Origin of the sequence: Burkholderia aenigmatica, from assembly GCF_902499175.1 — a bacterium.
In the GTDB taxonomy this organism is placed as follows: Bacteria; Pseudomonadota; Gammaproteobacteria; order Burkholderiales; family Burkholderiaceae; genus Burkholderia; species Burkholderia aenigmatica.
This window is the reverse complement of sequence record NZ_CABVQC010000046.1, coordinates 25938-37971: the sequence shown is the minus strand read 5'-3', so window position 1 is coordinate 37971 and position 12034 is coordinate 25938. Positions and strand designations below refer to the sequence as shown.

General features: G+C 66.7%; 10 protein-coding genes. 5 read left to right on the top strand and 5 right to left on the bottom strand.

All coding sequences use genetic code 11. From position 1 onward, the window contains the following. Nucleotides 1-84: 84 nt before the first annotated feature. Nucleotides 85-855 (top strand): COG4705 family protein, encoded by a 771-nt coding sequence (locus BDO18943_RS28010; protein WP_175024838.1) that lies wholly within the window; start codon nucleotides 85-87, stop codon nucleotides 853-855. A gap of 55 nt (nucleotides 856-910) precedes the next feature. On the opposite strand, the gene dut is transcribed toward BDO18943_RS28010, so the two are convergent. The 5 genes from dut to BDO18943_RS27985 all read right to left on the bottom strand — a co-directional run bounded on the left by dut (nucleotide 911) and on the right by BDO18943_RS27985 (nucleotide 7129). Continuing rightward, nucleotides 911-1357: a dUTP diphosphatase gene (gene dut / locus BDO18943_RS28005; protein WP_089451154.1), complete on the bottom strand. Its 447-nt coding sequence runs from the start codon at nucleotides 1355-1357 to the stop codon at nucleotides 911-913. Between the two features lie 55 nt (nucleotides 1358-1412). After that, nucleotides 1413-2624: a bifunctional phosphopantothenoylcysteine decarboxylase/phosphopantothenate--cysteine ligase CoaBC gene (coaBC, locus tag BDO18943_RS28000; protein ID WP_175024837.1), complete on the bottom strand. Its 1212-nt coding sequence runs from the start codon at nucleotides 2622-2624 to the stop codon at nucleotides 1413-1415. A 67-nt stretch (nucleotides 2625-2691) separates the two neighbouring features. After that, complete coding sequence (gene lspA / locus BDO18943_RS27995; protein WP_175024836.1) at nucleotides 2692-3192, bottom strand: signal peptidase II; 501 nt, start codon at nucleotides 3190-3192, stop codon at nucleotides 2692-2694. A gap of 2 nt (nucleotides 3193-3194) precedes the next feature. Continuing rightward, on the bottom strand, nucleotides 3195-6032 hold the full coding sequence (gene ileS, locus BDO18943_RS27990) for an isoleucine--tRNA ligase (protein ID WP_089451151.1): 2838 nt from the start codon (nucleotides 6030-6032) through the stop codon (nucleotides 3195-3197). A 104-nt stretch (nucleotides 6033-6136) separates the two neighbouring features. Then, nucleotides 6137-7129, bottom strand: a complete 993-nt coding sequence (locus BDO18943_RS27985) for a bifunctional riboflavin kinase/FAD synthetase (protein WP_089451150.1) — start codon at nucleotides 7127-7129, stop codon at nucleotides 6137-6139. Nucleotides 7130-7251: 122 nt separating this feature from the next. Here BDO18943_RS27985 and purN point away from each other — a divergent pair, with 122 nt between their 5' ends. The 4 genes from purN to BDO18943_RS27965 all read left to right on the top strand — a co-directional run bounded on the left by purN (nucleotide 7252) and on the right by BDO18943_RS27965 (nucleotide 11983). Beyond that, on the top strand, nucleotides 7252-7914 hold the full coding sequence (gene purN, locus BDO18943_RS27980) for a phosphoribosylglycinamide formyltransferase (RefSeq protein ID WP_043189977.1): 663 nt from the start codon (nucleotides 7252-7254) through the stop codon (nucleotides 7912-7914). Continuing rightward, the gene (locus BDO18943_RS27975) at nucleotides 7911-9176 is read left to right on the top strand and encodes an RsmB/NOP family class I SAM-dependent RNA methyltransferase (protein WP_175024835.1); all 1266 of its coding nucleotides are present in this window, start codon (nucleotides 7911-7913) and stop codon (nucleotides 9174-9176) included. Before purN ends, BDO18943_RS27975 begins: the two co-directional genes overlap by 4 nt. Before the next feature lie 18 nt (nucleotides 9177-9194). Beyond that, nucleotides 9195-10568 carry a mechanosensitive ion channel family protein gene (locus tag BDO18943_RS27970; RefSeq protein WP_175024834.1) on the top strand — a complete coding sequence of 458 codons (1374 nt, stop codon included), beginning with the start codon at nucleotides 9195-9197 and terminating at the stop codon, nucleotides 10566-10568. 221 nt (nucleotides 10569-10789) lie between these two features. After that, entirely contained in the window at nucleotides 10790-11983 is a 1194-nt protein-coding gene (locus BDO18943_RS27965) for a DesA family fatty acid desaturase (RefSeq protein WP_039368179.1), read from the top strand. Nucleotides 11984-12034 lie beyond the last annotated feature (51 nt).

Genomic DNA, 12034 nt, shown 5'->3' with positions numbered 1-12034 from the left:
AGCCCGCGGCGACTACATTCGATCCTGTCTGCAAGGCGGGGCGGCTCGCGCCGGCCCGCCGCTTTCCTGCATAAAGGGGTTCGAATGAACAAACTTCCCGAAATCACGCTCGCGTTCTGGATCATGAAGATCTGCGCGACGACGCTTGGCGAAACCGGCGGCGACCTGCTGTCGATGACGCTGAACGTCGGCTACGCGGTGAGCTCCATCCTGCTGTTCGGTTTCTTTCTCGTGACGCTGGGCGCGCAGCTCAAAACGACACGCTATCGCCCGGCGATCTACTGGGCCGTGATCGTCGCGACGAGCACGGCCGGCACGACGATGTCGGACTTCATGGACCGCACGCTCGGCCTCGGCTATGCAGCCGGCTCGTCGATCCTGGTCGCGATCCTGCTGGCCATCTTCGCGGTGTGGCGACTCAGCGGCGAATCGCTGTCGGTCGACCTGATCCGCACGCGCAAGGTCGAGCTGCTGTACTGGATCGCGATCCTGTTCTCGAATACGCTCGGCACCGCGCTCGGCGACTTCCTCGCGGACAGCTCGGGGCTCGGCTTCGGCGGCGGCGCGCTGCTGATCGGCGGGCTGCTCGCGCTGATCGTGCTCGCCCACTACTTCACGCGGATCTCGGGTGTGCTGCTGTTCTGGGCCGCGTTCGTGCTCACGCGCCCGTTCGGCGCGACGGTCGGCGACCTGCTGACGAAGCCGGTGGCGAAGGGCGGTCTCGCGCTCGGCACGATCGGTTCATCGGCCGTGCTGCTTGGGGTGCTGGTCGCGCTGGTGATCTACGCGATCGTGGCCCAGGCGCGGCAGCGTGACCTGACGCCCGTGCGGATCGCACAACCCGTCGAGGAATGACGGCGAAGGAAAAGAAAAAGGGGCCTTCTAGGAGGCCCCTTTTTCGTTGCGTCGTTCAGTGACGGCCGGTGCTGCCGAAGCCGCCCTCGCCACGATCGCTTTCGGCGAAGTCGTCGACGATGTTGAACTGCGCCTGCACGACCGGCACGATCACGAGCTGCGCGAGGCGCTCGAACGGGTTCAGCACGAACTCGGTCTGGCCGCGGTTCCACGTCGAGATCATCAGCTGGCCCTGGTAGTCGGAATCGATCAGGCCGACGAGGTTGCCGAGCACGATGCCGTGCTTGTGGCCGAGGCCCGAGCGCGGCAGGATCAGCGCCGCATAGCCTGGATCGGCGAGATGGATCGCGAGGCCGGTCGGCACGAGCGCCGTTTCGCCCGGCTTCAGCGTCAGCGGTGCGTCGAGGCACGCACGCAGGTCGAGGCCCGCGCTGCCGGTGGTCGCGTAGGCGGGCAGGTAGTCGCGCATGCGCGCGTCGAGAATCTTCAGGTCGAGTTTCATGCGGTCGTCGGATGGGTCGGGAAGGGCGCGGCAGCGACGGCCGCCGCGCGGGAGATCAGATCAGGCGGTTGTCGGGCAGGCGCTTCGCGATTTCCGCGACGAGCGTGTGCGCGAGTTCGTCCTTCGGTGCGCGCGGCAGGCGCGTGAGGCCGGCGGCCTCGAACAGCACGACTTCGTTGTCGTCGCGGCCGAACGTCAGCGGGCCGAGGTTGCCGACGAGCAGCGGCACGTTCTTGCGCTTGCGCTTCTCGTCGCCGTGCACGTCGAGGTCGCCGCTTTCCGCCGCGAACCCGACGCAGAACGGCGGATCGGGCAGCGCCGCGACCGACGCGAGGATGTCGGGGTTCTCGACGAACGCGAGCGCGGGCACCTTGTGGTCGGCCGTCTTCTTCATCTTGTGCTCGGCCGGCTGCGCAACGCGCCAGTCGGCGACCGCGGCCACCGCGATGAAGATGTCGGCATCGGCGACGGCATGCATGACCGCGTCGTACATCTGCTGGGCCGTCTGCACGTCCTGGCGGTAGACGCCCCACGGCGTGTCGAGCGCCACCGGCCCCGCGACGAGATGCACTTCGGCGCCAGCCTGCTGCGCGGCGCGCGCGAGCGCGAAGCCCATCTTGCCGCTCGAGCGGTTCGTGAGGCCGCGCACCGGGTCGAGCGGCTCGAACGTCGGGCCGGCCGTGATCAGCACGCGCCGGTGTGCGAGCACCTTCGGCGCGAAGTGCGCGACGATCGCTTCATAGATCGCCTCGGGCTCGAGCATACGGCCGTCACCGACTTCGCCGCACGCCTGCGCACCCGAATCCGGGCCGAGCACCGACACGCCATCCGCGCGCAGTTGCGCGGCGTTGCGCTGCGTGGCCGGGTTCTGCCACATCTGGCGGTTCATTGCGGGGACAACGAGCAACGGACAGTCGCGCGCGACGCACAGCGTGGACAGCAGATCGTCCGCGAACCCGTGCGCGAGCTTCGCGAGGAAATCCGTCGACGCGGGTGCGATCACGATCGCGTCGGCTTCGCGCGACAGGTCGATGTGCGCCATGTTGTTGTCGATGCGCGCGTCCCACTGGCTCGTGTAGACGGGCCGGCCCGATAGCGCCTGCATCGTGACGGGCGTGATGAACTGGGTCGCGGCTTCGGTCATCGCGACCTGGACGGTCGCGCCGGCCTTCGTGAGCAGCCGGGTGAGCTCGGCGATCTTGTAGCAGGCGATGCCGCCCGTCAGGCCGAGAACAAGGTGTTTTCCAGCGAGTTCTGCGTGTGCCAACTCAGGCCTCCAAGGGTCGAACGGAACGGCCGGCGCGAAGCCGGCCGTCGACGCCGAGTATGCGCGCTTAGCGTGAGCCGCGCACGCGACGCAGTTCGTCGTAGATCAGCAGCACCGCGCCGATCGTAATCGCGGAATCGGCGAGGTTGAACGCCGGGAAGTGCCAGGCGCCGAGATGGAAATCGAGGAAGTCGATCACGTGGCCGTAGACGAGCCGGTCGATCACGTTGCCGAGTGCGCCGCCGAGGATCAGGGCGAGCGACAGGCTGAACATACGCTGCTGGCCGTGACGCTTCAACAGGAAGCAGATCACGAGCGTCGCGGCGATGCCGAGCGCGGTGAACGCCCAGCGCTGCCAGCCGCCCGCGGTCGACAGGAAGCCGAACGCGGCGCCGCGGTTGTACACCAGCACGAGGTTGAAGAACGACGTCAGTTCGTGCTGCGCGCCGTACGCGAACGTTTTCAGGATCGAGATCTTCGACAGCTGGTCGAACAGGATCACGATCAGCGAAATGCCGAGCCAGGGCGCAAGCGCGCCGCTGGCCGGTTTCGACAGGGTTTTCGCCATAGTTAAGCAGCGCTCCGGATTTCGCCGTTTTCAAACAGGTTGGAGAAGCAGCGGCCGCACAGTGTCGGATGATCGGCGTGCGCGCCGACATCTTCGCGGTAGTGCCAGCAGCGCTCGCACTTCTGGTACTTCGACGCGGCCACGTCGACGCTTTCCTGCGCTTCGTCGTCGACCTTGACGACCGTCGCAGCCGACGTGATCAGCACGAACTTGAGATCGTCGCCGAGGCTCGTGAGCGCGTCGTAGCGTGCGCCGCTCGCGTGCACCGCAACTTCGGCCTGCAGCGACGAACCGATGCGGTTCGCGGTGCGCGCTTCCTCGAGCGCCTTCGTCACGTTGCCGCGCACATCGCGCAGCAGCGCCCACTTCTCGATCAGCGCGGCGGAGCCGGCGACTTCCGGATACGCGTAGTAGGTTTCCGTGAAGATCGTGTCGCTGGCCGGCTGGAACACCTTCCACGCTTCTTCCGCCGTGAACGACAGGAACGGTGCAAGCACGCGCAGCAGGCCGTGCGTCAGGTGGTACAGCGCCGTTTGCGCGGAGCGGCGGGCGCGCGAATCGGCCGCGCTCGTGTACAGGCGGTCCTTCAGCACGTCGAGGTAGAAGCCACCGAGATCTTCCGAGCAGTACGTCTGCAGCTTCGCGACGACCGGGTGGAATTCGTACTTCTCGTAGTGGCCGAGCAGCTCCGTCTGCAGTTGCTGCGAGAACGCGACCGCATAGCGGTCGATTTCCAGCCATTCCTCGACCGGTACCGCGTGCTGTGCGAAGTCGAAGTCCGACAGGTTCGCGAGCAGGAAGCGCAGCGTGTTGCGGATGCGGCGATAGCCTTCGGTCACGCGCTTCAGGATTTCCTCGGAGATCGCGAGCTCGCCCGAATAGTCGGTCGACGCGATCCACAGGCGGATGATTTCCGCACCGAGGCGGTTCGCGACTTCATGCGGGTCGATGCCGTTGCCGAGCGACTTGCTCATCTTGCGGCCTTCGCCGTCGACCGTGAAGCCGTGCGTGAGCAGGCCCTTGTACGGCGCACGGCCGTCGATCATCGACGCCGTGAGCAGCGACGAGTGGAACCAGCCGCGGTGCTGGTCCGAGCCTTCGAGGTAGAGATCGGCCGGGAACTGCAGCTGATCCTTGTGCGAGCCGCGCAGCACGTGCCAGTGCGTCGTGCCCGAGTCGAACCACACGTCGAGCGTGTCGCGGTTCTTTTCGTACAGGTTCGCGTCGTCGCCGATCAGCTCGCGCGGGTCGAGCGTCTGCCACGCCTCGATGCCCGACTGCTCGACGCGCTTCGCGACTTCCTCGAGCAGCTCGAGCGTGCGCGGGTGCAGCTCGCCGGTTTCCTTGTGCACGAAGAACGCCATCGGCACGCCCCATTGGCGCTGGCGCGACAGCGTCCAGTCGGGACGGTTCGCGATCATGCTGAACAGACGCTGCTTGCCCCACGACGGGTAGAACGCGGTCGCGTCGACGCCTTCGAGCGCCGTTTCGCGCAGCGTCTTGCCGCCGTCGCGCGGCGTCACGTCCATGCCGGCGAACCACTGCGACGTCGCGCGGTAGATGATCGGCGTCTTGTGGCGCCAGCAGTGCATGTAGCTGTGCGTGTACTTCTCGCTGCGCAGCAGCGAGCCGGCCGCATTCAACGCCTCGATGATCTTCGGGTTCGCGTCCCAGATCGACAGGCCGCCGAACAGCGGCAGCGATTCGATATAGCGGCCGTCGCCCATCACCGGGTTGATGAAGTCCGCATCGGTCATCCCGTGCGCCTTGCAGGACACGAAGTCCTCGATGCCGTACGCGGGCGACGAGTGCACGACGCCGGTACCCGTGTCGGTCGTCACGTAGTCGCCGAGGTAGGCGGGCGAGGTGCGCTTGTAGCCGGGGTGGGCCGACGCGAGCGGGTGGTGGAAGCGCAGGTTCGCGAGCTTCACGCCCGGCGTCGTCGCGATGACGCGGCCGGTCAGCTTGAAGTCGGTCATGCATGCTTCGACGCGCTCTTCCGCGATGATCAGCAGCCCGCGCTCGGTGTCGACCAGCGCGTAGACGATTTCCGGATGGAGGTTCAGCGCCTGGTTCGCCGGGATCGTCCACGGCGTGGTGGTCCAGATCACGATGCCGCCTTCGGCGCGCGGCAGGGCCGGCAGGCCGAACGCCTGAGCGGTCTTTTCCGGTTCCGCGAACGCGAACATCACGTCGATCGTCGGATCGGTGCGGTCCTTGTACTCGACTTCCGCTTCGGCAAGCGCCGAGCCGCAGTCGAAGCACCAGTTCACCGGCTTCAGCCCGCGATACACATAACCCTTCTCGATGATCTTGCCGAGCGCGCGGATCTCTTCCGCCTCGTTGAGGAAGTTCATCGTCTTGTACGGATTGGCCCAGTCGCCGAGCACGCCCAGGCGCTTGAAGCCGACCTTCTGCTTTTCGATCTGCTCGGTCGCGTACGCGCGCGCCTTGCTCATCACTTCGGCCGCCGGCAGCGACTTGCCGAACTGCTTCTCGATCTGGATCTCGATCGGCATCCCGTGGCAGTCCCAGCCCGGCACGTACGGCGCATCGAAGCCGGCCATGTTGCGCGACTTGACGACGATGTCCTTCAGGATCTTGTTGACGGCGTGACCGAGGTGGATGTCGCCGTTCGCATACGGCGGGCCGTCGTGCAGGATGAACTTCGGTCGGCCGGCGCTGGCCGCGCGGATCTTCTCGTAGAGGCCGCGCTCTTCCCATTCCTTGACCCACTGCGGCTCGCGCTTGGGCAGGTCGCCGCGCATCGGGAACGGCGTGTCGAGCAGGTTGACCGGATACTTGGCCTGCGGTTTCGAATCGGCTTTCTTGTTGCTCATGATGGGATCGCTATCTAAATCTCGGGGGACGCGCGAGCGTCGTGAATCGGGAGTGCGCGCGAGTGAGCGGCGCGAGGGTGCGGCGCGGGGCGCCGCCGTCCGGATCAGCTAATTCGGTCGGTGGCCGACGTCGAGAAGCCCGTGGCGCGGCTGCCCGGCGCACGGTCGCGCTCGATGAAGTACGCGCGCGCATTCGCGACGTCCAGCGCAATCGCGCGCGACAGCGCCTCGAGATCGTCGAATTTCGCCTCGTCGCGCAGCTTCTTCAGGAATTCGACGCGGATGAGCTTGCCGTACGCATCGCCGTGCCAGTCGAGCAGGTGGACTTCGAGCAGCACGCGGCCCGAATCGTCGACGGTCGGGCGCAGGCCGAGGCTCGCGACGCCCGGCAGCGGGGCCGGGCCGAGGCCGTGCACCTGCACGACGAAGATACCCGCGAGCGCCGGCCGCTTGTGGGCGATCGGTATGTTCAGCGTCGGGAAGCCGAGGTCGCGGCCGAGCTTCAGCCCGTGCGCGACGTGGCCGCTGATCGCATAGCCGTGGCCGAGCGCTTGCGCGGCCGCGTCGAGATCGCCGGCCGCGAGCGCGGCGCGCACGCCCGAACTCGAGATGCGCGTGCCGTCGCTGCCGGCCACCGTACCCATCTGCTCGACCTCGAAACCGTACTGCGCGCCGGCTGCCTTCAGCGTGTCGAAGGTGCCCGCGCGTTTCGCACCGTAGCAGAAATCGTCGCCGACCATCATCCAGCGCGTGTGCAGCCCGTTCACCAGCGTGCGTTCGACGAACGTTTGCGGCGACTGGCTCGCGAACGTGTGATTGAAGTGCTCGACGACCACGCGGTCGACGCCGTGATCGCGCAGCGCCTCGAGCTTGTCGCGCAGCATCGCGATGCGCGGCGGCGCGCCGGCCGGGTTGAAGAATTCGCGCGGGTGCGGCTCGAACGTCATCACGCACACGGGCAGGCCGCGCGCGTCCGCTGCCGCGCGCACGCGCGCGAGCAGGGCCTGGTGGCCGCGATGGACACCGTCGAAGTTGCCGATCGTCAGCGCGCACGGGGCGCGGCTCTCGGCGTTGGGCAGGCCGCGGAAGACTTTCACGATAGCGGATGCAGCGTCGGGGAATGGGCGGTGGGATGCCGCAAAGCAGAAGATTATAAACGTTCGGGCGGGCCGGCGGCCGAGAAGGGGGGAAACGCGGGGGCGAATGGTAAAATTCGCGAATGAAAAAACTCGTGATCCTGATTTCCGGTCGCGGCAGCAACATGGAGGCCATCGTCCGCGCGTGCGCGCAGGAACGCTGGCCGGCCGAGGTTGCCGCCGTGATCGCCAACCGGCCCGACGCGGCCGGCCTGGCATTTGCCGCGTCGCACGGGGTGGCGACGGCGGTGGTCGACCACCGGTCGTTCGATGGCCGCGACAGCTTCGACGCGGCGCTGGCCGCCGAGATCGACCGATTCGCGCCCGATCTCGTGGTCCTCGCCGGCTTCATGCGCATCCTCACGCCCGCATTCGTCAGACGATACGAAGGCCGGCTGCTGAACATCCATCCGTCGCTGCTGCCGAGCTTCAAGGGCATCCACACGCACCAGCAGGCGCTCGACGCGGGTGTCGCGCTGCACGGCGCGAGCGTGCATTTCGTGATTCCCGAGCTCGACAGCGGCGCGATCGTCGCGCAGGGCGCGGTGCCCGTGCGCGCGGGCGACGACGCGGCCGCGCTCGCGCAGCGCGTGCTGACGGTCGAGCATGTGCTGTATCCGCGCGCGGTGCGCTGGTTCGTCGAGGGGCGTCTGCGCCTCGAGAACGGCCGTGCAGTGGTGGCGCCGGAAGAGGCGCGCTGGATTTTCGCGGATCAACCGCATACCGAAACGAGTGAGGGCGTATGAAGCTGCACGGATTCCTGATTGGCCAGACCGAAACTTTGCTGGCCGAGGTGCTGAAGTTCGCCGGCCCCGCCGACGCGACGACGAGCCGGTTCTTCCGCGCGCACCCGAAGCTCGGGCATGCCGAGCGCGGCGTGATCGCCGAAGCAGTGTTCGCGGTGCTGCGCCGGAAGATGGAGTTTTCGCATCTCGCCGAGAGCGGCACGGGTACGCCCGCGCGGCGCCTCACGCTGCTCGGCCTGATGCAGACGGTCGGCCGCAATGCGCTGAGGCCGTTCCTGTCCGACACCGAGTCCGCATGGCTCGAGCACGTGTCGAAGATCGATCCGGCGAGCCTGCCGGTGCGCATTCGCTCGAACCTGCCCGACTGGATCCACCAGGCACTGTCGGCCCGTTTCGATGGCGAGGAGCTTGCACAGCTCGCCGCCGCGCTGAACTACCCGGCGCCGCTCGACCTGCGTGCCAACGCGCAGAAGGCCAGCCGTGATCAGGTAATCGACGGGTTGCGCGCGGAAGGCATCGATGCGGGCGCGACGCCGTTTTCACCGTTCGGCGTGCGCGTGGTCGGCAAGCCGGCGCTGACGCGCCTGAGGCTGTTCGAGGAAGGCGCGATCGAGGTGCAGGACGAAGGCAGCCAGTTGCTGTGCTCGCTGGTCGCGCCGCGCCGCGGCGAGATGGTTGTCGATTTCTGCGCGGGTGCGGGCGGCAAGACGCTCGCGCTGGGCGCGATGATGCGCTCGACCGGGCGTCTCTATGCGTTCGACGTGTCGGAAAAGCGCCTGGCGAAGCTGAAGCCGCGCCTCGCGCGCAGCGGGCTGTCGAACGTGAACCCCGTGCTGATCGACAGTGAGCACGACGCGAAGATCAAGCGGCTCGCCGGCAAGATCGACCGCGTGCTGGTCGATGCACCGTGCAGCGGCCTCGGCACGCTGCGCCGCAACCCGGACCTGAAGTGGCGCCAGACGCGCTCGGCGATCGACGAGCTGACGCCGAAGCAGGCGTCGATCCTCGCGAGCGCCGCGCGTCTCGTGAAGAAGGGCGGCCGGCTCGTCTACGCGACCTGCAGCGTGCTCGACGCCGAGAACGAACGCATCGTCGAACAGTTCCTGGCCGATCATCCCGATTTCGTGCTGGTGCCGGCGCAGCAGGTGCTGGCCGACCAGCGCATCGAGCTGGAGACGGGCGACTACCTGTCGCTGTGGCCGCATCGTCACGCGACCGACGGCTTCTTCGCCGCGGTGCTCGAACGGCGCGCCGCGCAGTAACGACTGCCCGGACGGACGATGGAAAATCTGCAGAGCCGCCTGCTGTCGCACCGGCTGGCGTCGGTCATTCGTGACTTCCACCAGCCGGTGATGATCTGGCAGGCGGCGATTCTCGTCGGCGCGCTGTGCTTCGCATGGGTGACCGCGCGCTTCGTGCACGGCCGCATCGATGCGCGTCGCCGCGCGGCTGGCCGCGCGCCCGGCGCGGGCGCGCATAGCCTGAAGCGCGCGTTGTTCCCGCTGTTCGGCAGCGTGTTCGTCGGCGCCGCGCAGCTCGCGTTCGACCCGTTCATGTCGACGTCGCTGCTGTCGCTCGCGCTCGTGCCGCTGTTCGGCATCGGGTCGATCTACGTGCTGTTCTTCTTCGCGCGGCGCGTGTTCGCGCGCGACGGCCACACGCATGCGTGGCTGTCGATCGTCGAGAAGATCGTGTCGACCGTCGTGTGGGCCGCGATGGTGCTGACCGTGCTCGGCATCCAGCGCGACGTGCTTGGCTGGCTCGACAGCGTGCAGTTCCGTGTCGCCAATGCGCATCTCACGCTGCTGTCGGTGATCTCGGGCGCGCTGTGGGTCTGCGTGACGCTGATGGTCGCGATGTGGCTCGGTTCGGTGCTCGAGGATCGCCTCACGCGCGCGAGCACGCTCGATGCGAACCTGAAGGTCGTGCTGTCGCGGGTCGGCCGCGCGTTGCTCGTGTTCGCGGCGATCCTGATCGGGCTGTCGCTGGTCGGCATCGACGTGACGGTGCTCGGCGTATTCGGCGGCGCGGTGGGTGTCGGCCTCGGCTTCGGGCTGCAGAAGATCGCCAGCAACTACGTGTCGGGCTTCATCATCCTGCTCGACCGCTCGCTGCGGCTCGGCGACGCGATCAGCGTCGGCGGGCTGCAGGGCATCGTCACGCAGATCCGCACGCGCTATACGGTCGTGCGCGGCCTCGACGGCAACGAGACGCTGATCCCGAACGAGAAGCTGATCACCGACGTCGTGCAGAACCAGTCGTCGTACCTGACGCGCGGCTACGCGAAGGTCGCGGTGCAGGTCGCGTACACGAGCGACGTCGAGCATGCGCTCACGCTGCTCGCCGATGCTGCGAAGGGCGTGCCGCGCGTGCTGGCGGAGCCCGCTCCGACCCCGTATCTGGTGAGTTTCGGGGCGGACGGGATCGACCTGGAGCTCGGTTTCTGGATCGAAGATTCGGCGAAAGGCACGTCCGGTGTGCGTTCGAGCGTGAACCGCAACATCTGGCGCCTGTTCAGCGAGCACGGGATTTCGATTCCGTTCCCGCAGCGCGAAGTGCGTGTCGTCGGGTTGCCTGACGGTTTTCCTGCCGCGGCCGGGCTCGATCCGGCGCCCGGCAACGGCGCGGTGGACGGGCGCGCACCGGCTGCGTAGCGCACGCTGGCCGTCAATCGTATCGACCCTGCGGTCGGAACCGGATCGCGGGCCTTTCCAAGTCCGCCCATGGACTGCGCTTGTTGCGTCAGGGCAAGAAAATGTTCATTTTTTACAAAGACTTGGAACGGTTGAAGTAAAATTCTGGTCTACACGCGGTATGCTTTCATTTTTCTGACGCTTGGCGCGGGCCGGCGTCGCTCTCATCACAGGTAACTGCCTTGTTGAATTCCCTGCTCGATTTTCTTTCCCACGGGCTCCTGCATTTTTCGTGGTGGCAGGTCGCGCTGTTCGCGCTCGCCGTCACGCACGTCACGATCATCGGCGTGACGGTCTACCTGCACCGTTGCCAGGCGCACCGCGCGCTTGAGCTGCATCCGATCGCGAGCCACTTCTTCCGCCTCTGGCTGTGGATGACGACCGGCATGCTGACCGGCCAGTGGGCCGCGATTCACCGCAAGCACCATGCGAAGTGCGAGACCGAGGAAGATCCGCACAGCCCGCAGACGCGCGGCATCTGGAAGGTGTTCCTTGAGGGCGCCGAGCTGTATCGCGCGGAAGCGAAGAATGAAGAGACGATGCGCAAGTTCGGCCACGGCACGCCGAACGACTGGGTCGAGCGCAATGTCTATTCGAAGTACCCGATTCTCGGCATCAGCCTGATGATGGTGATCGACGTCGCGCTGTTCGGCGTGATCGGCCTGACCGTGTGGGCCGTGCAGATGGTCTGGATTCCGTTCTGGGCGGCTGGCGTCGTCAACGGCTTCGGTCACTTCTGGGGTTATCGCAACTTCAACTCGGCCGACGCGAGCACGAACCTGTTCCCGTGGGGCATCGTGATCGGCGGCGAAGAACTGCACAACAACCACCACACGTTCGCGACGTCGGCGAAGCTGTCGAACAAGTGGTACGAGTTCGACATCGGCTGGATGTACATCCGCATCATGTCGGCGTTCGGTCTCGCGAAGGTGAAGAAGGTTGCGCCGACGCCGCGCCTGAACAAGCCGAAGACGGTGCTCGACCAGGAAACGCTGCAGGCCGTGCTGTCGAACCGCTACGAAGTGATGGCGCGCTACGGCAAGGCCGTGAAGCGTGCGTACCGTCAGGAGCTCGCGCACCTGAAGGAAATCGGCGGCGAGAAGTACCAGATGATGCGCGGCGCGCGCAAGTGGTTCCACAAGGATGCCGACGGCCTCGACGAGCCGCAGAAGAAGCTGCTGCCGGAAATCTTCGCGAACAGCCAGAAGCTGCAAACGTACTTCCAGCTGCGCCAGGATCTCGCCGCGATCTGGGATCGCTCGACCGCATCGCGCGAACAGCTGCTCGCGCAATTGCAGGATTGGTGCCATCGCGCAGAACAAAGCGGCATCAAGGCGCTGCAGGAATTCGCGACGCGCCTGCGCCGCTACGCCTGATTCGAAATCGATTAGAATCTAAGGACGTCAAAAACCCCGCGTTGGCGGGGT

Coding starts and splice junctions, on each gene's coding strand:
- BDO18943_RS28010 (WP_175024838.1), top strand. CDS start 85: ATGAACAAACTTCCCGAAATCACGCTCGCGTTCTGGATCATGAAGATC.
- dut (WP_089451154.1), bottom strand. CDS start 1,357: ATGAAACTCGACCTGAAGATTCTCGACGCGCGCATGCGCGACTACCTG.
- lspA (WP_175024836.1), bottom strand. CDS start 3,192: ATGGCGAAAACCCTGTCGAAACCGGCCAGCGGCGCGCTTGCGCCCTGG.
- ileS (WP_089451151.1), bottom strand. CDS start 6,032: ATGAGCAACAAGAAAGCCGATTCGAAACCGCAGGCCAAGTATCCGGTC.
- purN (WP_043189977.1), top strand. CDS start 7,252: ATGAAAAAACTCGTGATCCTGATTTCCGGTCGCGGCAGCAACATGGAG.
- BDO18943_RS27975 (WP_175024835.1), top strand. CDS start 7,911: ATGAAGCTGCACGGATTCCTGATTGGCCAGACCGAAACTTTGCTGGCC.
- BDO18943_RS27970 (WP_175024834.1), top strand. CDS start 9,195: ATGGAAAATCTGCAGAGCCGCCTGCTGTCGCACCGGCTGGCGTCGGTC.